This is a genomic window from Pseudomonas sp. S2_F03 (assembly GCF_054668335.1).
Genome location: NZ_CP162759.1, coordinates 3,512,889 through 3,533,046 on the forward strand (window position 1 = coordinate 3,512,889; position 20,158 = coordinate 3,533,046).

A 20,158-nucleotide genomic window follows, 5' to 3' on the forward strand; every position below is an offset into this window, starting at 1 on the left:
GTGAAACCATGAGCCGCAAACAGCAACTGCTCAAGCGCCATCGGCGCAACAAACGCATTAGCCTGCTGGTCGCGCTGATGCTGTTGATAGCCATCGGCGTGCTGGTGGCCTGGTGGTTGCCGCTGGTGCTCGCCGTCTTGGGCTGGATTGCCCACGAAGCATGGTTTGCCGATCACTTGTTTTACTCCCCCAAGGACGATTACCAATACAGCTTCCCGGCGTATACCCCGCAACCCAAGGTTCGCCTGGAGGGGGAACGTTTGCGCCTGGATGAAGGCGTCATGCTGGTCGACGATGCCACGCTGGTGTTGGCGCTGCGGATTAAAAGCAGCTGGTTGGGGCGCTTTTTTGACCCGGTGGTGGAACTGTCGGGCGGTGACAACCCGGATCGCCAAACCTTTGAACGCGGCGTAAACGGCTTGCGTTACCTGAACCTCAGCGGTCAGGCGCAAGCGCTGTCGCGCGGTGAATTGCGCCTGCGTGGGCGCCACTGCCGCTTGCTCGGCGAGCCGGTGTTGTGGGCGCTGGAGCAGCCCGACTTCCGCCGTCAACGGGTGATGGTGATTGCGCCTCACGCCGACGACGCCGAACTGGCTGCCTATGGTTTGTACAGTCAAGCCGATGAAGCCTGGATCGTCACCCTGACGGCCGGTGAAATCGAAGCCGGGCACTATCAACAACTGGGCCTGGACAAGGTCGAGGCCGCACGCCTCAAGGGGCGTTTGCGTGCGTGGGACAGTGTCGCCGTCCCGCGTTGGGCAGGCGTCCCTGAAGCACATTGCGTGCAGTTGGGGTATTTCTGTCTGCAACTGGCCGCGATGCAGGCCACCCCGGCGCAACTGGTGGCTTCGCGGGAAGCGGATTTGAGCGATACGCGTCTGTTTCGCCAGTTGAACCCGTTTGCCCTGCCGGGCGATGCCGACGGAGCGCCGACCTGGAACAACCTGTTGGCCGATTTACGCGAACTGCTGCTGCGCGCGCGTCCTGAAGTGATCGTGCTGCCGCATCCGACGCTCGATCCGCACCCTGATCATATCTGCGCCCAGCAGGCCGTCATCGAGGCGTTGCAAGGGCTCGAATGGCAGCCGACGACACTGCTCGGCTACGCTAATCACCTGCACGACAACGACCGTTGGCCAATGGGCGATGCCGGTCAGGGCGTCACGTTGCCGCCGGCCTTCGAACCGGCCACGCCAATGCAGCCTTGCTGCCTGCCGTTGTCGCTGGAACTTCAGCGCGATAAAGCCATGGCGTTGGGCATGATGCATGACCTGCAACCACCCATGCCGGCCAAGCGCCGACTGCGCCGGTTGATCCAGCGGCTGCTGGCCGGGCGCAAGCCACCGGTCTACGGCGAAAACGAATTCTTTCGCAAGGCTGTTCGGCGTCACGAGCTGTTGTGGATACTCAAGCACACACCAATAAACGTTTCGCAGCGGGGAGAGTTATGAGCCAGCGGTCAAAGGTTCTGCAGTTGCAGCCTGACTACAACGTCAAAGCCCATGATTTTGCCGACCTCGCGGAGCAGATCGTCAAGGCGCTGCCCAGTGATCGCTATGAAGTGACGGCGGCGTTCCTGCGGGGCAAGCCCGGGCCGGGCGAGGCCGTCAGCCGAGCCGACCGTTCGGTGTATTTCGAGTTTTCCGACAAGTCGCTCAAAGGCATGCGTTTGCGGGCGATGTGGACGCTGTACAAGTTTTGCCGCGCGGAAAAATTCGACGTGGTGATCTGCAACCGCTTCAAGCCTGTGAACATGATGCTGGCGCTTAACCGCTGGTTGAAAGTGCCGCTGTGCATCGGCATTTCCCATGGCTTTGGCGAGTACGACCGGTTTTACCGACGCCGCCAGACCCAGCGCCTGATCGATCGTCACTGGCGTTTTGTCGGTGTCTCCCCGGCGGTCAAACAGTACCTGCTGGATTGCGATTGCGGTTTCACCGACCAGAACACGTACGCCATCACCAACGCCATCGACATCGAGCAGGCTGAAGGTTTGCAGCACAGTCGTGAGCGTGCCCGCGAATTGTTGGGCATCGATCCGTCGGTTCGCCTGATTGGCGCGCTGGGGCGCCTGGTACCGGTCAAGGGCCACATTTATCTGTTGCAGGCGTTTGCCGCGCTCAAGGACAAGTACCCAAACACTCAGTTGGCGATCATTGGTGCCGGCCGCGAAGAGTCTCGCCTGAGTGCCGAAATCGAGCGCCTGGGCCTAAGCGGGCGTGCGCACTTGCTGGGCTTCAAGGACATTGCCCTGCAATACATTCGCGCATTCGACATCTGGACCATGCCGTCCCTGGCTGAAGGCCTCGGGCTGGCGCTGCTCGAAGGCATGAGCGGGCATCTTCCGGTGATCGCCTCCAACGTGCCCGCCATGCTGCCGCTGATCGAAGGCGCTGGCGGGTTGGCGATTACACCCAAGGACGTGCCAAGCCTGGTCGCGGCGCTGGACAATTACCTCGGGCTGGCGGATGACGAACTCAAGGCCAAGGGCGAGCAGGCCTACCGTTATCTCCAGGAACAACATGACATCGAGGTGTTCCGTCAGGAATACCTGAACCTGATCGAATCCGGCCTGGAACAGGCCCGCAAGGAACAACCATGAGCGCCGCGCAACCTCTCGTCACGGTCATCATCGCGTCGTACAACCACGCTCGCTACATCGAGGAAAGCATTCTCAGCGTCCTCAACCAGACCTATAAGAACATCGAATTGCTGGTGGTCGACGACGGTTCCAAAGACGACAGCGTCGAACGCATCAAGGTGTTGCAGGCGCAATATGGATTCGATTTTCGGGTTCAGGAGAATCAGGGGCTGACCAACACGCTCAACGGCGCCATTGCTCGCTCCAGCGGCAGTCTGATCGTGCCGTTTGGTTCCGACGACATCATGCTGCCGGAACGCATCGCCACCCAGGTCGCGCACATGGATGGCAAGCCCGAGGTCGGCATCTGCGCCGGCAATATCGAGCTGATCGACGCCGACGGCAATCTGTACCCGGAGAAGCGTCAGCGCCGTGACGTGCCGTTCCGTCGCCTGGACTTCGATGACATGTTTCTGGAGCGTAAACCTTATCCACCTGCCCCGACCCTGATGATCCGCCGGGAAGCGCTGGACAAGGTGGGCGGGTTCGATCCGACCATTCGCCTGGAAGACCTGCTGATCGAACTGAAGGTGACCCACGCCGGTTACTTTATCGATGGTCTGAATGTGCTGATGGCGCGCTATCGCAAGCACGCCACCAACTCCTACAAGAACCATCGCTTCATGATCGACAGCATCTTGCGTACCTACGCGCTGTTCAGCGATCACCCGCTGTATGACGAGGTTCGCTACAAGTTTCTCAGCTCGATGTTCCTCAAGACCGCCAACCGTGATCGCAAACTGGCCCGCGAACTGCTGGCGCAGATCCCGTTAAAGGCCTGGAACAAGAAGACCTGGCGTGGTCTGGGGCGACTGTATTTCTCGCCACTGGAAAAAGACTGATCCAGCGCGCCCTACGTAGCAGCTGGCGAAGCCTGCGTCCGGCTGCGAAGCAGTCGTAAAATCAGAACACACGGTGTATCAGGCATACCTTGCTGCCGGGTTGACGACTGCTGCGCAGCCGGACGCAGGCTTCGCCAGCTGCTACAGAACGCCAGGCGCGTCAGCTTTCGCCGGCGATCTTCTCTGTCAGGCTCTTCTTGGCCTCTTTGCCTTGGCGCAGCCACTGCAATACCTTCCTGCCCGCCGTTATGCCCGGTTTCTCGATATACAGGAACGTCAGGCTGCTGATGATGATCAGCAGGCAACTGCACAGGGCCAGCAGTGGGAGAAAGGTCCAGAGGTCGCCGGCGTTTAGCCCAAGCATTGGCGGCAGGCGCTGGATCAACACCCACAGCACATAGCCGTGCAGCAAATAGGTGCTGTAGCTGATTTCGCCGAGCCAGCGGATGCTGCGCGGTTTCAACGCACCGAACAGGGTGTTCCCAGACGCCACAATCACAAAGAACAACGACATGAGCAGCAGTGGCCTCAGGCTGAAAGCACGGTTGAATGCCGTGAAGGCAATCACCAATGCCAGCAGTGCGATAATCCCCGCCATTCGCGATTGAGCCCAAGCCACCAGTTGCGGTCGACGAATCCAGTACGCAGCGCCGATGCCGCCGAGAAAACTCGCCAGAAAGTGTTTTTTCAGCGAGTGCTCCAGGCCGACCACTTCATACAGGGCGTAAATGCCGATCAGGCACAACACCACTTGCAACCTGCTGCCCCGGTAGATGAACACCATGGCGGCAAGGGGCAGTGCCAGATAGAAAAACACCTCATAGCCCAAGGTCCAGGTGACGTTGGAGATCAGCATGCCGGTTTGGTAGTACTGGTTGACGTCCGGCCGGTCGAAGGTCAGCCAGGCCAGGACCTGGCCGGCGAAGCGGAGGCCAGAGTCCTTGAGTTCCCAGTTTTGCAGGTAGAACACCGAGACAAACACGATCAGCATCAGCGGCAAGTACAACGGGTAAAGGCGAAACAGCCTCGATACCGCGAAGGCCAGCCAGTCGTGTTGACGCCCCTGGGTGAGCAATCGGTTCCAGAACAGGAAGCCGGTGATCATGAAAAATAGCGCGACACTGCCCTGGCCCAGCTGCGAGTACAAATTGCTCGGCGGAAAATCAATCACGCCCGTGCGCAGGAAGATCAAGGTAATGATCGCGTGGTGCACGAACACGCCGAACGCCAGATAACCGCGTAACCCATCAATGCTGGCATAGCGGCTTTCACCGGAATGTTCGATGTGCCGGGCGATTTTCGGAACGGCGCGCAACAACAGGGCGGCGGTCACAATGGCCAACAAATAAGCGGCCAGCGCGATGAGTGGGTTGGTTTCAGTCATCAAAGAGCCCGAGCCGGGGCATTCCCGGCCAGCACTTGCCTGTGCAGGTTATCAACAGCGGACTTCGAGGCCGTCATGGCGTAGCCCTGAAGCAGGGCTTCGAAGTGTTCTTCAAACAGCCAGCGCCTGTCCACCGTGTAGCGCTGCATATGGCGCAGGTTTCGCTGGCGCAGGGCAAGGCTCAGTGAAGAAGGGTAAATGCGCAAGTCGGCCACATCGATCAAGCCGAACTCGCCATCTTCAAGCACCAGCACATTACCCAGATGCAACGAGCGAAAATAGACGCCTTGCTCGTGCAATTGAGCCATGAACTTGCCAAAACGCTGCACCAGCGCCTGGCGCACCGCCGGAGCGGTTATGCCTTGCAAGACCTGACGCAGTGTATTGCCCGGCAGTGGCGAATAATGCACAGCACTGCTGCCGTCCGGGAGGCGATAAAGGTGAAGAATTGGCGGCGTCGGGATCCCCATGCTGCGCAGTTGCTGGCTGTTGACGGCAAAACGTTCGGAGTAGGGGTTGAAACTGCCGGAGGTGTACCAGCGACGACCGCGAAACAGCTTGAGGAAGCTGCCATCGAGCAGGCGCAAGACTTTGGGGCCCAGGCCATCTTCTTCGATGACCTGCGCATTGGCGGTCAACTGTTGCCGGGCCGCCGGCGTCAGCGTCTTGATGGGCATCGTCAGCAAGCGTCTGGCGCGTTGATTGACACTCAGTGCGACGATTAGCGCCAGCGGAATCCACAGCAGGAACCAGTGCTCCTTGGGCCGCGAAATAATGCCGCCGCCCTCGGTCAGGCCAGCACCAATACCAAATATCAACCAGGTAGAAGCGATGATAAACAGGGGCTGCAGGCGATTGCGCCAACTGCTTAACAGGCTCCAGGCATGGAAAAACAACCACGGCAGCAGGCCAACAACACCCACGTAATAGAGCACGCCCAGGACAAAGCTGTGGGGTTCCTGAAAGTTGTAGCCGACGCCGGGGTCGATCGACAGTTGGGCGTTATAGCCATGACCGATCCAGGGGTGATCAGCAATTTTCTGTACGGCCAACTGCCAGATTTCGAAGCGGTAAGAGTCGCCCCTTTCGATGATCATTCGCAAAAACAGCACATAAACCGTGACGCCGCTGGCAGCCAACGCCCCCAACAATGCGACCGAGCGGCGGTTCCAGCAAATGAAGCTGAGCCAGAGTGCTGCCATCGTCAGCGCAACCAGGGGCGTCCTGGAGCCGGTGGCAATCACCGCGGCAAACATGATTGCCATCGCCGGGAGGCTCAGCCAGAGCATTCGGCGACGCTTGCAGAGCATGCTGATGCTCAGCCAGTAGGCGGCGTAAAAGCCATACATGTGAGAGCTGAGAAGCGGGTTATCGAACGCGCCGCCACCGATCAAACGCATGCCAGGCTCGTACACGCGAGCGAACATGAACAGGTCGTGGGCGGTGCCGATCAGTCCGACCAACGCAGCGGCGAACAGCAGGGGTTGAATGATTTCGCTGCGATAGCGCACCAGCAAGTAGCAACCAGTGAACAGCAGCAGGGTATGCAACGGTGGTTTGAATTGTCCGCTGATGTCTTCCTTGTCCGGCCCCCAGCACAAACTCAGCAATGCCCAGGCTGCGAACGTCAGCACGGCGATGAAAATCGGGTCGCGGACCAATTCCTTGAGTTCGCGGGGGCGCAGGCACAGGGCAATCAGCGCTGGAATGCTGAAAAGGCCATAAAAAAGTTTGTGGTGCACACTTCGACCTGGCAGGAAGAAGAGTGCGCACAGCAGCAAGAGATAGCCGAGTGGAAGAATCCAGAGGCAAATGAAATCGAAGACTCGATTTGACACACTATTGAAACCGCTTAGTTGCATGCTGGGAGATTCAATCCTGAAGTTGATCGGCCATTTCGGGGTGATGGCTATTTGATGCTTAATCCGACGCGTAACAATAACAGCCTTTATGCGATTGCCAGAACCCTGAAGAAGCTGTGCTAAAGTCTGCGTCCTTTTTATCGACAAACGCGTGATATGACCGACTCCAGTCTCTCCGCAAGCCCATCGAGCTTGAAAATCTACTTCCGTTTGCTCGGCTATGTCCGGCCGTACATCAGTTTGTTTCTGATCAGCATCGTCGGCTTTTTGATTTTCGCTTCGACCCAGCCAATGCTCGGCTACATCCTCAAGTACTTTGTCGATGGCCTGTCCAATCCCGAGGCGGCGCTGTTTCCAACCGTGCCTTACCTGCGCGACCTGCAATTGTTGCAGGCTGTGCCACTGCTGATCATTCTGATCGCCGCGTGGCAGGGGTTGGGATCTTATCTGGGCAATTACTTTCTGGCCAAGGTTTCCCTCGGCCTGGTCCATGACTTGCGGGTGCAACTGTTCAACAACCTGCTGGTTTTGCCCAACCGGTACTTCGACAAGCATAACTCGGGGCATCTGATTTCGCGTATCACCTTCAACGTCACGATGGTCACCGGGGCGGCCACAGATGCGATCAAGGTCGTAATCCGTGAAGGCATGACCGTGATCTTCCTGTTTGCCTCGCTGCTGTTCATGAACTGGCGCCTGACGCTGGTGATGATTGCCATCCTGCCGCTGATCGCCATCATGGTGCGTACGGCGAGCAAGAAATTCCGCAAGCAGAGCAAGAAGATTCAGGTGGCCATGGGTGACGTGACCCACGTGGCGTCCGAAACCATCCAGGGTTATCGCGTGGTGCGCAGCTTTGGTGGTGAAGTCTATGAAGAGAAGCGCTTCTTTGCCGCCAGTCAGGGCAACACCGACAAGCAACTGCGCATGACACGTACAGGCGCCATTTACACGCCGTTGCTGCAATTGGTGATTTACAGCGCCATGGCGGTGTTGATGTTCCTGGTGCTGTTCCTGCGCGGCGATGCATCGGCCGGTGACATGGTTGCCTACATCACCCTGGCCGGCCTGTTGCCTAAACCGATCCGCCAGTTGTCCGAAGTCAGCTCGACCATCCAGAAAGGTGTGGCGGGTGCCGAGAGTATTTTCGAACAGCTGGATGTCGAGCCTGAAGTCGATAACGGTACCGTCGAGCGCGACGCCGTCAGCGGTCGTCTGGACGTGCGCAATCTGAGCTTCACCTACCCGGACACCGATCGCCAGGTGCTCGATGACATCAGTTTCTCGGTCGAGCCTGGGCAAATGGTGGCACTGGTCGGGCGCTCGGGCAGCGGAAAATCGACCCTGGCCAACCTGATTCCGCGCTTCTACCACCACGATAAGGGCGAGATCCTGATCGATGGGGTTGAGGTGGAACAGTACAAACTGCTGAACCTGCGCAAACACATCGCCCAGGTGACCCAGCATGTGACGTTGTTCAGTGACACCGTGGCCAACAACATTGCTTACGGCGATCTGGCTGGAGCGCCTCGTGAGGCGATCGAGAAAGCCGCGAAAGATGCTTACGCAATGGACTTCATCGCGCAGTTGCCCCAAGGCCTGGACACTCAGGTTGGCGAGAACGGCGTGCTGCTCTCCGGCGGCCAGCGTCAACGCCTGGCCATTGCACGGGCCCTGCTGAAGAACGCCCCGTTGTTGATTCTCGACGAAGCCACCTCGGCGCTCGACACTGAATCCGAGCGGCATATTCAGGCCGCGCTGGATCAAGTGATGAAGGGCCGGACCACGCTGGTGATTGCTCACCGCCTGTCAACTATCGAAAAGGCCGACCTGATTCTCGTTATGGATCAGGGCCGGATCGTCGAGCGCGGCACCCATACCGAGCTTCTGGCGCACAACGGTTACTACGCCCGCCTGAATGCCATGGGCCTTGACGCCCCGGCTGAAGACATCGCCTGACGCTTGCTCACCGGGCGCGCAACGCGCCCGGTGATTTGTATCCAGACTTCTCCCCCCTCGATCAATCCCCGGCGAGTGCGCTGCCTTTGTTTGATCCGGGCGTGAAACCCTCCCGTAATTCGCAAGATCGACCGCAGAAACAGAATTTGCGGGCGCCTGCTTGGCAGTTCTTGGTATTTTCTGCTCAATAAATGAACAAATTCCCCCGTCAAATCATCCCGTTGCAGCCGTCGCGCAAGCCAACGCCAACCCTGTGGTAATATCGCGCCCCTGTTCATTTTGTATGTGGGTTGCTCCATGAAGTTGTCCATGCCGCGATTCGATCAAGCCCCTGTCTTGGTGGTCGGCGATGTCATGCTCGACCGTTACTGGCATGGTGGTACCTCACGGATTTCCCCTGAGGCACCCGTACCGGTGGTCAAGGTCGAGCAAATCGAGGACCGCCCGGGCGGTGCCGCCAACGTTGCGTTGAACATTGCCGCGCTCGGTGCTCCGGCCTCGCTGGTCGGCGTGACCGGCGACGACGAAGCGGCCGACAGCCTTGCCAATAGCCTCAAGGGTGCGGGCGTTCGGGCGATGTTCCAGCGTATTGCGCACCAGCCGACCATCGTCAAGCTGCGGGTCATGAGCCGTCACCAGCAACTGCTGCGTATCGACTTTGAAGAACCCTTCGCCACCGACGCGTTGGCACTGGGCGAGCAGGTCGATGATTTGCTCGAAGGCATCAAGGTGCTGGTGCTGTCCGACTATGGCAAAGGCGCGCTGAAAAACCATCAGGTGCTGATCCAGGCTGCCCGTGCCCGTGGCATTCCGGTGCTGGCGGATCCCAAGGGCAAGGATTTCTCGATCTACCGTGGCGCAAGCCTGATCACTCCGAACCTCAGCGAGTTCGAAACCATTGTTGGCGGTTGCGCCGATGAGCACGAACTGGTGAGCAAGGGCGCGCAGCTGATGCACGACCTGGACCTCGGCGCCTTGCTGGTAACCCGTGGCGAACACGGCATGACCTTGCTGCGCCCCGATCATCCGGCGCTGCACTTGCCGGCCCGTGCCCGTGAAGTGTTCGACGTGACCGGTGCCGGCGATACCGTGATTTCTACCCTGGCGGCGGCCATTGCCGCGGGTGAAGAACTGCCTCACGCGGTAGCCCTGGCCAACCTGGCGGCGGGCATCGTGGTCGGCAAGCTCGGTACGGCGGCGATCAGCGCCCCGGAGCTGCGTCGCGCCATCCAGCGTGAAGAAGGTTCGGAGCGCGGTGTACTGGGCCTTGAGCAGCTTTTGCTGGCGGTCGACGATGCGCGCGCGCACAAAGAGAAGATCGTCTTCACCAATGGCTGCTTCGACATTCTGCATGCCGGCCACGTGACCTACCTTGAACAGGCGCGGGCCCAGGGTGATCGCCTGATCGTTGCCGTCAACGACGATGCCTCGGTCAGCCGTCTCAAAGGGCCAGGCCGTCCGATCAACAGCGTCGACCGTCGCATGGCGGTATTGGCCGGTTTGGGCGCGGTGGATTGGGTAATCAGCTTCGCGGAAGGCACCCCGGAAAACCTGCTGCGCGAGGTCAAGCCGGACGTGCTGGTCAAGGGCGGCGATTACGGGATCGACCAGGTGGTCGGCGCGGACATCGTCACTGCTTACGGCGGCACCGTGAAAGTGCTGGGGCTGGTGGAAAACAGCTCGACCACGGCGATTGTCGAGAAGATCCGCAATAACTGACCCGGCATGATCGTTCCCACGCAGAGCGTGGGAACGATCAAGGGCTGACTTTTTTACGCGGCACGATTTTCCTCAGTAATTGCTTTGCCTTCCCACGCAACCGCGCCAAACCTGAATCTTTCCCCGGCGGGCTCAAGCCCTGTTGCCGCACCCAATCCTTCCAGCGAATTCGCTCATCGCGCACCAGCCAGCCTTCCTGCCGGGCAAAACTCTCTGCCAGGTACAACCCGCGAGTGCTCGCCGGGTACAACTGATCTTTCTTCAAGGTATACAACTCGGCCATCGGCTGACCGTCCTGCAAAGGCATCAGGTACAAGTCGGGGCGCTTGCGATCGAGGCGGGCCACCAGTTGATCGCCTTCCAGCCGCTCATCGACATGAAACAGGCTCAGGGACTTGGCTTCCTTGGGCACGTCCAGGCGCAAGTCATAGATCAATTGCAGCGACGCGGTAGGCAGATGCACGTAAGCCCGCGGCCGTTCAATCAATTGAAGATTGGCGCAGCGCACGGGCCGCGCCGAGCCGGACAACGGCGTCAGGCTGAACGGCAGGGCCTCGCGGTAATGCAGGGCCGTAGCGTAGGGTGCCGGCAGCCAGGTGTTGTTGAAGCGTCCGCCGAGCCAGCCTTCGGGCGTTTCCAGCAGACACTCTTCGGCAATTTCCTGGATCGCCGTGTGCAGCGGCAAGTTCAGCTCATGGGCCGGAACGTACCCGGAGATCAGCTTGAGCACCACGTCGCCACGGTCTTGCCGACGCTGACGCACCAACACCCAATAATCGCGATTCTGCCAATGCAGGGTCAGGCGCACCGAGACACCGAGATTGGCCAGTTCCAGGGCAAATCGCTCGTTGCTGGCCACCGTCACGGGGCGGCGACGTTGCAGGGTCTGGGAGAAATTGAGCGGCATCCCGACGCTCTGATAGCTCAAGCCTTCGGGAGTCGCTTCGACGTACAACGGCAGGGTCTTGAAGTTGCTCGGGTTCTTTCTTATGAGCGTACGCGGCATGTCGGCTCCTGCTTAAGGCCGCGTGGGGCGGCATCAGTTTCTACGTAGGACCTGGGCAACAGTCGCAACGTTGTGGGCGAGGTGCAGCGGATTGATGGTCCCGACGATAGCACTGGCAACACCCGGATGTTCAAACAACAACTCGAAGCTGACGCGCACCGGGTCCACACCTGGACTCAGGCACACATGACCGCTGGCGAGGGCTTTTTTGACCAGAATGGCTTTGCCGTGTGCAGCAGCATAGTCAATGACGGGCTTCTCGTTCTGGTCGTTCAGATTGTAGGTGACCATGGCGCAATCACCTTGCTCCAGAGCCTTCAAACCACCGGCGACGGTTTTACCGGAAAAACCGAAACCGCGAATTTTACCTTCGGCCTTCAGCACGGCGAGGGTCGCATAAACCTCACTGTCATTGAGGATCGACAGATCGTTACCGTCTGAGTGCACCAGCACCAGGTCGATAAAGTCCGTTTCCAGGCGTTGCAGGCTGCGCTCTACGGACAGTCGAGTGTGGGCAGCGCTGAAATCATGGCTCGACTGGCCGTCACAAAACTCTTCGCCGACCTTGCTGACAATCACCCAGTCTTGACGCTGGCCGCGCAACAGCGGGCCAAGGCGTTCTTCGCTGCGGCCATAGGCCGGGGCGGTGTCGATCAGGTTGATGCCCATGTCACGGGCGAGCTTGAGCAGGCTGCGTGCATCGTCATCGTCGGGGATCTGGAAGCCGTTGGGGTACTTCACGCCCTGGTCGCGGCCGAGTTTGACGGTGCCCAGGCCCAGTGGCGAAACCAGCAGGCCGGTGCTGCCCAGTGGGCGATGCAGGTCGTGCAGGGTCGGTTGGCTCATGGCAGCAGTTGCTCCCAGGCCGGCACGCCCATCGGCGGTTTTGGCAGTGGCGGCAGCGGGGCGGTCTGGCTTGGCTGGATGCCGTCACGCGTCAGGCTGGCGATGACCCGGTCGGCGAAGTCTGGCGCCAACGCCAGTTTGGTTGGCCAGCCCACCAGCAGCCGACCTTGTTCGGCGACAAACGCGTTGTCGGGGCGAGTGAGCCCCGATTGCAGCGGCTCGGCGCGGTCCACGCGCAAGGTGGCCCATTGCGCTGTGCTCAGGTCGATCCATGGCAGCAACTGACCGAGCTCATGCTGGGCCGTGGCGATTTGCTCGGCGGGTTCGCGGGCAACGCCTTCGGCTTCGGCAATGTCACCACCCATGTACCAGACCCACTGACCATCGGCCGCCGGGTGAGTGGTCACGGTCAGGCGCGGCTTGGTGCCGCCGCCCAGGCAATGGGCGTACAGCGGTTTGAGACCCGGGCCTTTGGCGATGATCATGTGCAGCGGCCGTCGCTGCATGGCGGGTTGGCTCAGCCCCAGTGCTTCCAGCAACGCCGCGGTGCCGGCACCGGCGCTGAGGACGATGCGTTGTGCACGAATCTCGCGGCCGTCCACTTTCAAGCCGACCAGCACGCCACCTTCAAGCAGCGGTTCGATGGTCTGCCCGGCGAGCAGGCCATCACCGGCCAGATCGGCCAGGCGCTGAATCAGGCTGGGCACATCGACCACCAATTCGGCCAGGCGATAGACCTTGCCCTTGAAGCGTTTGTCTTGCAGGGCCGGTGGCAATTGATCGCCCTTGACCTGATCGACGCGGCCACGCACGGCCTTGCTGGCGAAGAAACTGGTGAGGTTGCCGGCGATCGTTCCGGGGGACCAGAGGTAGTGGGCGTGGGACAACAGGCGCACGCCAGACAGGTCCAGCTCGCCATCGCCCGCCAGTGCTTCACGCCAGCGGCGCGGCATGTCGGCAATCGCCTCCGACGCCCCGGTCAGGGCGCCATGCAACGCGTACTTGGCGCCGCCGTGGATGATGCCCTGGGACTTCACACTCTGCCCGCCGCCGAGGCTGGCGCTTTCCACCAGCACGGTCGAAAAACCCTGGCGGCGCAGGCGCGCATTCAGCCAGAGGCCGGCGACACCAGCGCCGACAATCAGAACGTCGGTGGAAATAACGGATGGCATGCGGCGACCTCAGTGTTCAAGACGAGGTCGCAGTATACAGATTCATGCCAAGCGCTATGTAGCAGCTGCCGAAGTCCTCGCCTTCGATCTGTCTGAATTGTCTATTGTCAGTTTTTACGACTGCTTCGCAGTCGGACGCAGCCTTCGGCAGCTGCTACACAAAGTGGTGTATCAGTGGCCGGCGGTCTTGGAGAAGAGCTGGATCACCACAACGCCCAATACAATCAGCGCCATCCCCAGCATCGCCGGCACATCCAGCTTCTGTCCGTAGATAAACAGTGCCGCGACGCTGACCATCACGATGCCCATGCCGGCCCATACCGCGTAAGCGACGCCCACCGGCACGCTGCGCACCACCAGGGTCAGCATCCAGAAGGCGATGCCGTAGCCGACGATTACCAGTATCAGTGGCAGTGGGGTGCTGAAGCCTTTGACGGCTTTCATCGAAACGGTCGCGATCACTTCGGCGCAGATGGCGATGGCCAGGTAGTAGTAAGCGGTCATGGGTGCATCCTCGTGTGAAGTGTTGCTTGCTATGGTCGGCATTTTAGAGGCTGCTGAGATGCGGTAAAGTCATTACCTATCTGCCACGAAGATGGGTTGGCCTATGCAATGGAATCTTGAGCAACTGCAACTGTTTGTCAGCGTAGCGGAGCAGCGTTCGTTTTCTGCCGTGGCGCGTCTTCAGCGCAGGGCGCAGTCGGCGGTCAGCAGTTCTATTGCGTTGCTGGAAGAAGACCTGGGTGTCAGCCTGTTCGACCGCAGCAGTGGCCGTCAGCCGAAACTCACCGAGGCCGGCAATGCCCTGTTGGAAGAGGCGCGGGAAGTGTTGCGTCAGTGTGAGCGCCTCAATGGCCGTGCGCTGGCCATGATGCGCGGCCAGGAAGCGCGTCTGCGGGTGGCCCAGGATGAGGCCATGCCCTATCAGCCGATCATCGAAAGCTTTGAAGCCCTGGCCGAAAAATTTCCCAGCCTTGAAGTGCAACTGACCAGCGCTGCCCAGGGCGATGTGGCGCGCAAACTGGTGGAGCGTCGGGCCGATCTGGGTTTGCTGTTTTATCACGACCAGATCCCCGAAGCCCTTGAACGACGGGTGCTGGGCAGCGTTGAGATGGTCACGGTGTGCGGCGTCGGGCACCCACTCGCCAAACAGGCTCAAGCCGATTGCCAGGCGCTGGCGCAGCATCGACAGCTGTTGATGTCCACACAGTCCAGCGTCTATCCCGGCAGTGAACCGGCCAGTCCGCAAGTCTGGCGCGCCGACAGCTTCTACGTGATGGCCGAATGGCTGGTGCGCGGTCTCGGTTGGGCGTGGTTGCCACGGCATGTGGTGCAGTACCCGGCGTATCAGGGCCTGATGGTTGAACTGGTCAGCGAATGGACACCGCCGGCGCTGGTGGTGGAACTGGTTTGGCGTCGCGATGAGCCGCTCGGGCCGGCGGCGCGTTGGCTAGCGGAACGTTTTGCCGTGCACTTGCAGACGATCGGCGAGAAAAGCCGATAAACTCCGCCGCCATGAATAGAACTCTCTACACCGCGCTGTTTTATCTGGGGCTGCCACTGGTAGCAATTCGGCTGTGGCTGCGAGCGCGTAAGGCGCCAGCGTACGCCAAGCGCATTGGCGAGCGCTTTTCCATCGGACTGCCAGTGATGAAGCCGGGTGGTATCTGGGTGCACGCGGTGTCGGTAGGCGAAAGCATCGCCGCGGCGCCGATGATTCGCGCCCTGTTGCAACGTTATCCACAGTTGCCCATTACCGTGACCTGCATGACCCCGACCGGGTCCGAGCGCATCCAGGCCTTGTTCGCCAATGAGCCGCGCATCCAGCACTGCTATTTGCCTTACGACTTGCCCTGCGCCGCCGCGCGCTTTCTTGATCGGGTCCGGCCCACACTGGCGGTGATCATGGAGACCGAACTCTGGCCCAACCACATTCACCAATGTGCCAAACGCAATATTCCCGTGGCATTGGCCAATGCGCGACTGTCTGAACGCTCAGCCAAGGGCTATGGCCGTTTCAGCAAACTGACCCAACCGATGCTCGCCGAGATGAGCCTGTTCGCGGTACAGACCGAGGCCGAAGCCCAGCGCTTTCGCGAGTTGGGCGCCCGCCCGGACACCGTGGAAGTTACTGGCTCGATCAAGTTCGACCTGACCATCGACCCACAATTGCTGCAACGTGCCGTCGAGCTACGCACGCAATGGCAGGCCCAGGAACGACCGGTATGGATTGCCGCCAGTACCCATGAAGGCGAAGACGAGGTGGTCCTTGCGGCTCATCGTCAGCTGTTGACCAATCATCCCGATGCCTTGCTGATATTGGTACCGCGCCACCCGGAGCGTTTCAACGCGGTGTTCGACCTGTGTCAGCAACAGGGCTTTACAGCGCTGCGTCGCTCCAGCGGCGAGCCGGTGACCTCGGCGTCATCGGTGCTGGTGGGAGACACCATGGGCGAGTTGCTGTTTCTCTACGCCTTGGCCGACAGTGCTTTTGTGGGCGGCAGTCTCGTGCCGAATGGCGGGCATAATCTGCTGGAGCCAGCAGCACTGGCCAAACCTGTCCTGAGTGGCCCGCACCTGTTCAACTTCCTCGAAATCGCCGCGCAATTGCGCAGTGCCGGGGCGTTGCAGGAGGTGGAGGATGCTGAAGGTCTGGCGCTGGCGGTGCAGCGGCTGTTCGAGTTGCCGCGCGATGCGCAGCGGATGGCAGAGGCGGGGTTGAAAGTGATGCGCACCAATCAAGGCGCGTTGCAGCGTTTGCTGGATGGGTTGGGGCGTTTGATCGGCCGTTAATGTGTCGCGAGGGGGGCATGCCCCCTCGCCGCAAGTATTACTGGGTGGGCGGTCGTGACTTGAGTTGCTCTTCCGCGGCCTTGGCCAGGTCGGGCGGCAAGAAATCCTTGTCGGGGTTGTAGTCAGCCTTGAGGAAGCGTTTCAAGTCTTCCAGATCCCCCGGGTTCAGCGTGCCGGCCTGCTGCTTCAAGCGCAGGTTGTCGAGGATGTAGTCGTAGCGGGTGTTGTTGTAGTCGCGCACCGAGGTGTACAGCGAGCGCTGCGCGTCCAGTACGTCGACGATGTTGCGTGTCCCCACCTGATAACCGATCTCGGTCGCTTCCACCGCACTCTGGTTGGAGATGATCGACTGCTTGCGCGCCTGTACCTGCTCAACGTCAGTATTCACCGCGCGATGCAGGTCGCGGGTGCTTTCGACGATTTGCCGACGCAAGGATTCGCGTTGCTGCTCGGTCTGGTCCAGCTGTGAGTACGATTGACGCACTTGCGAGGTGATCAGGCCGCCGCTGTAGATCGGGATGCTCAGTTGCAGTCCCACTGTCGTTTGCTCGACGTCGCCACCGTAGGCCTGGGGAAGGTTGTTCGGGTTGCTGAACCCCAGCGCGTCGTTGTCGCCTTTTTCATATTTCGCCACGGCGTCGAGGGTCGGTAAGTGACCGGACTTGCGCTGCTTGAGGGTTTCTTCGGCGGCACTGACGGCGTAGTTGCTGGCCAGCAAATTCAGGTTCTGCCGAGCCGCCGTTTCGACCCAGGCTTTGGCGTCGTTCGGCACCGGCGGCAGGATCGGCAGTTTATGGCTGATGCCCCAGATCGAGTTGTACTGACGGTTGGTCAGGGTGACCAGCGCTTCAAACGCGTCATCCACCTGACGCTGTGCAACGATTCGGTTGGCGCGTGCAGTGTCGTAGCTGGCTTGTGAGTTCAGCACGTCGGTCTTGTCCGACAGGCCAACGTCAAAACGCTCGTTGGACTGGTCGAGCTGGCGTTTGAACGCCGCTTCTTCTGCCTTGGTCGACGCCAGGTTGTCCTGTGTGCGCAACACATTGAAGTAGTTTTCAGCGGTTTGCAGGATCAGGTTTTGCTCGGTGGCCGAGAGTTGCAGGGCGGCCTGTTCATTGACTTCCTTGGCTGCCTGGAACTGGAACCAGCGATCGGCACGAAACAGCGGCTGTGCCAGGGTGGCCTGATACGAGCGTGCATTGCGGTTGGCCGTCGACGAAGGCTGATCGATTGCCGTGCGCACATTGGCAACGTCGGCGCCGCCCGAGAGGTTGGGCAGCAAGCCGGCACGCGCCTGGGGCACGACTTCTTTCTGGGCACCGTATTGAGCGATGGCCGCCGCAAGGTCGGCGTTGTTGTTCTTCGCTTCCTGGTAGACGCTGACCAGGTCGTTCCTGGTCGATAAGGGCGCTTCTGCTGCCCAGGCCATTCCATAAGACGCACAAGACACGGCAAGGGCCAGTGAAAGTTTGCGCAGCATAGGCGTTCCCTAGAATTAATATTACATAAGTAATTTGAGCGCCGAGTCTGAGGCGCGGCTCGTACCACGTCAATGCATGGCTCGGCGTAGCGAGTGTAGTTGTGCACGAGGGCGGCAACAATCCTGTATGCGCCATTCATCACGGTGTTTGCAGCGGTGTTGGCGTTCTTTGCCGGTTGTGTCTAGACTGGCCGGGTTCTTGTCGGGGTGCCTTGCTATGAGGCTGAGATCGAATAATTTCGGATCCCGTTGAACCTGATCAGGTTAGCGCCTGCGTAGGGAACAAGATTTCTCGTCCCCCGGCGAGTCCTCTTGTGCTTCGTCCGGGATGTTGTTCGACAATCGAACACCCCTCGAGCACTGAGCACAGCACAGCTGGTTTCCCCAGCGCACGTGCGTCCATTCGTTTACAGGTTCGCTCCGACAAAAATCCACTGCCTGGATGTGTTCGGAGAGCCCGTGATGACGATAAAACCAAAAAACATAACGAACCTGAGTGATTCGGCCCAAGTCGATCAACAATCGGTTCAGCCGTTTACCCGCTCGCAAAAAATCTATGTCCAGGGCTCTCGTCCGGACATCCTCGTACCGATGCGCGAAATCAGCCTTGATGTGACCCCGACGGACTTCGGCGGCGAGATCAACGCGCCGGTGGTTGTGTACGACACCTCGGGCCCGTACACCGACCCCAACGTCATCATCGACGTGCGCAAGGCTTGGCCGATGTGCGCTCGCCATGGATCGAGTCCCGTGGCGACACCGAGCGCCTGGCGGGCCTGAGCTCCAACTTCGGTCAGGAACGCCTCGCCGATGCCGAGCTGACCAAGCTGCGTTTTGCTCACGTCAACAACCCGCGCCGCGCCAAGGCTGGCGCCAACGTCAGCCAGATGCACTACGCCCGTAAAGGCATCATCACCGCCGAGATGGAATACGTCGCCATCCGCGAAAACATGAAGCTGGAAGTGGCCCGCGCTGCCGGCCTGCTGGACCAGCAACACGCCGGCCACAGCTTCGGTGCCAGCGTGCCAAAAATCATCACCCCCGAATTCGTCCGTGACGAAATCGCCCGTGGTCGCGCGATCATTCCGGCCAACATCAACCACACCGAACTGGAACCGATGATCATCGGCCGTAACTTCCTGGTGAAGATCAACGGCAACATCGGCAACAGCGCGCTGGGTTCGTCCATCGAAGAAGAAGTGGCGAAACTGACCTGGGGCATTCGCTGGGGTTCGGACACGGTCATGGACTTGTCCACCGGCAAACACATTCACGAAACCCGCGAGTGGATCATCCGTAACTCGCCGGTGCCGATCGGTACCGTTCCGATCTATCAGGCCCTGGAAAAAGTCGGCGGCGCTGCCGAAGACCTGACCTGGGAGCTGTTCCGCGACACGCTGATCGAACAGGCCGAGCAGGGCGTTGACTACTTCACCATCCACGCCGGCGTGTTGCTGCGCTATGTGCCGCTGACCGCCAAGCGCGTGACCGGTATCGTTTCCCGTGGCGGTTCGATCATGGCCAAGTGGTGCCTGGCGCACCACAAGGAAAACTTCCTCTACACCCATTTCGAAGACATCTGCGAAATCATGAAGGCCTACGACGTCAGCTTCTCGCTGGGCGATGGCCTGCGTCCGGGCTCGATTGCCGACGCCAACGACGCCGCGCAATTCGGAGAGCTGGAAACCCTCGGCGAGCTGACCAAAATCGCCTGGAAGCACGACGTGCAGTGCATGATCGAAGGCCCGGGACACGTGCCGATGCAGTTGATCAAAGAGAACATGGACAAGCAGCTGGAATGCTGCGACGAGGCGCCGTTCTACACCCTCGGCCCGCTGACCACCGACATTGCACCCGGCTACGACCACATCACCTCGGGTATCGGTGCGGCGATGATCGGCTGGTTCGGTTGCGCGATGCTGTGCTACGTCACGCCGAAGGAACACCTGGGCCTGCCGAACAAGGATGACGTGAAGACCGGGATCATCACCTACAAGATCGCCGCGCATGCCGCCGATCTGGCGAAGGGGCATCCGGGCGCACAGATCCGCGACAATGCCTTGAGCAAGGCGCGTTTCGAATTCCGCTGGGAAGACCAGTTCAACCTGGGCCTTGATCCAGACACCGCCCGTTCGTATCACGATGAAACCCTGCCGAAGGATTCGGCCAAGGTCGCGCACTTCTGCTCCATGTGCGGGCCGAAATTCTGCTCGATGAAGATCACTCAGGAAGTCCGCGAATACGCGGCCAACCAGCGGATCGACACCGTTGATGCCGACGTCGCCCAGGGATTGGCGGATCAGGCTGAGCGGTTCAAGCAGGAAGGCAGTCAGCTGTACAAGAAGGTTTGATCTGACTGGCAGTGCCGGTCTCTCAAGGCTGGCGCTGTTTTTTTGTAGGAGCAAGGCTTGCCCGCGATGGCGTCCTCGAGATCGCCATCGCGGGCAAGCCTTG

General features: G+C 60.1%; 14 protein-coding genes, 1 pseudogene and 1 riboswitch. Of the genes and pseudogenes, 8 read left to right on the forward strand and 7 right to left on the reverse strand.

Annotated features, from left to right (window positions below):
• Nucleotides 1-8: 8 nt before the first annotated feature.
• From AB4N76_RS16455 to AB4N76_RS16465, 3 genes are read left to right on the forward strand one after another with little or no spacing between them, the layout of a single operon-like run.
• A complete protein-coding gene (locus AB4N76_RS16455) occupies nt 9-1,451 on the forward strand; it encodes a PIG-L deacetylase family protein (protein WP_460163259.1) in 1,443 nt (480 codons plus the stop codon).
• Nucleotides 1,448-2,602: a glycosyltransferase family 4 protein gene (locus AB4N76_RS16460; RefSeq protein WP_460163260.1), complete on the forward strand. Its 1,155-nt coding sequence runs from the start codon at nt 1,448-1,450 to the stop codon at nt 2,600-2,602. Before AB4N76_RS16455 ends, AB4N76_RS16460 begins: the two co-directional genes overlap by 4 nt.
• The gene (locus tag AB4N76_RS16465) at nt 2,599-3,483 is read left to right on the forward strand and encodes a glycosyltransferase (RefSeq protein ID WP_077432356.1); all 885 of its coding nucleotides are present in this window, start codon (nt 2,599-2,601) and stop codon (nt 3,481-3,483) included. Before AB4N76_RS16460 ends, AB4N76_RS16465 begins: the two co-directional genes overlap by 4 nt.
• A 160-nt stretch (nt 3,484-3,643) precedes the next feature.
• Here AB4N76_RS16465 and AB4N76_RS16470 read toward each other — a convergent pair whose 3' ends face one another.
• Together AB4N76_RS16470 and AB4N76_RS16475 are read right to left on the reverse strand one after the other, a co-directional pair.
• Nucleotides 3,644-4,867: an acyltransferase family protein gene (locus AB4N76_RS16470; protein ID WP_046028341.1), complete on the reverse strand. Its 1,224-nt coding sequence runs from the start codon at nt 4,865-4,867 to the stop codon at nt 3,644-3,646.
• Nucleotides 4,867-6,729 (reverse strand): bifunctional O-antigen ligase/aminoglycoside phosphotransferase family protein, encoded by a 1,863-nt coding sequence (locus tag AB4N76_RS16475; protein WP_046028342.1) that lies wholly within the window; start codon nt 6,727-6,729, stop codon nt 4,867-4,869. The genes AB4N76_RS16470 and AB4N76_RS16475 overlap by 1 nt, the downstream gene beginning before the upstream one ends.
• A gap of 156 nt (nt 6,730-6,885) precedes the next feature.
• Between AB4N76_RS16475 and msbA the strand changes: the two genes are divergently transcribed.
• Both msbA and hldE read left to right on the forward strand, forming a co-directional pair.
• Nucleotides 6,886-8,688, forward strand: a complete 1,803-nt coding sequence (msbA, locus tag AB4N76_RS16480) for a lipid A export permease/ATP-binding protein MsbA (RefSeq protein WP_046028343.1) — start codon at nt 6,886-6,888, stop codon at nt 8,686-8,688.
• A 297-nt stretch (nt 8,689-8,985) separates the two neighbouring features.
• Nucleotides 8,986-10,407 carry a bifunctional D-glycero-beta-D-manno-heptose-7-phosphate kinase/D-glycero-beta-D-manno-heptose 1-phosphate adenylyltransferase HldE gene (gene hldE / locus AB4N76_RS16485; RefSeq protein WP_046028345.1) on the forward strand — a complete coding sequence of 474 codons (1,422 nt, stop codon included), beginning with the start codon at nt 8,986-8,988 and terminating at the stop codon, nt 10,405-10,407.
• 37 nt (nt 10,408-10,444) lie between these two features.
• Here the strand turns inward: hldE and AB4N76_RS16490 are convergent, their stop codons facing one another.
• From AB4N76_RS16490 to AB4N76_RS16505, 4 genes are all read right to left on the reverse strand, one after another.
• Nucleotides 10,445-11,413: a hypothetical protein gene (locus AB4N76_RS16490; RefSeq protein WP_046028347.1), complete on the reverse strand. Its 969-nt coding sequence runs from the start codon at nt 11,411-11,413 to the stop codon at nt 10,445-10,447.
• Between the two features lie 33 nt (nt 11,414-11,446).
• Entirely contained in the window at nt 11,447-12,259 is an 813-nt protein-coding gene (locus tag AB4N76_RS16495) for an aldo/keto reductase (protein WP_046028349.1), read from the reverse strand.
• Complete coding sequence (locus AB4N76_RS16500; RefSeq protein WP_046028351.1) at nt 12,256-13,431, reverse strand: NAD(P)/FAD-dependent oxidoreductase; 1,176 nt, start codon at nt 13,429-13,431, stop codon at nt 12,256-12,258. The genes AB4N76_RS16495 and AB4N76_RS16500 overlap by 4 nt, the downstream gene beginning before the upstream one ends.
• A 171-nt stretch (nt 13,432-13,602) precedes the next feature.
• Nucleotides 13,603-13,935, reverse strand: coding sequence for a DMT family transporter (locus AB4N76_RS16505; RefSeq protein ID WP_008027887.1), 333 nt, complete (start codon nt 13,933-13,935; stop codon nt 13,603-13,605).
• A 103-nt stretch (nt 13,936-14,038) separates the two neighbouring features.
• On the opposite strand from AB4N76_RS16505, the gene AB4N76_RS16510 reads away from it, so the two are divergent.
• On the forward strand, nt 14,039-14,935 hold the full coding sequence (locus AB4N76_RS16510; protein WP_046028353.1) for a LysR family transcriptional regulator: 897 nt from the start codon (nt 14,039-14,041) through the stop codon (nt 14,933-14,935).
• Between the two features lie 11 nt (nt 14,936-14,946).
• A complete protein-coding gene (gene waaA, locus AB4N76_RS16515; RefSeq protein WP_046028355.1) occupies nt 14,947-16,224 on the forward strand; it encodes a lipid IV(A) 3-deoxy-D-manno-octulosonic acid transferase in 1,278 nt (425 codons plus the stop codon).
• Between the two features lie 37 nt (nt 16,225-16,261).
• Here waaA and AB4N76_RS16520 read toward each other — a convergent pair whose 3' ends face one another.
• Nucleotides 16,262-17,704, reverse strand: coding sequence for a TolC family outer membrane protein (locus AB4N76_RS16520; RefSeq protein WP_046028358.1), 1,443 nt, complete (start codon nt 17,702-17,704; stop codon nt 16,262-16,264).
• 193 nt (nt 17,705-17,897) lie between these two features.
• Nucleotides 17,898-18,003, forward strand: a riboswitch (TPP riboswitch).
• A gap of 163 nt (nt 18,004-18,166) precedes the next feature.
• Between AB4N76_RS16520 and thiC the strand changes: the two are divergent.
• A pseudogene (gene thiC / locus AB4N76_RS16525) lies at nt 18,167-20,055 on the forward strand (phosphomethylpyrimidine synthase ThiC).
• Nucleotides 20,056-20,158 lie beyond the last annotated feature (103 nt).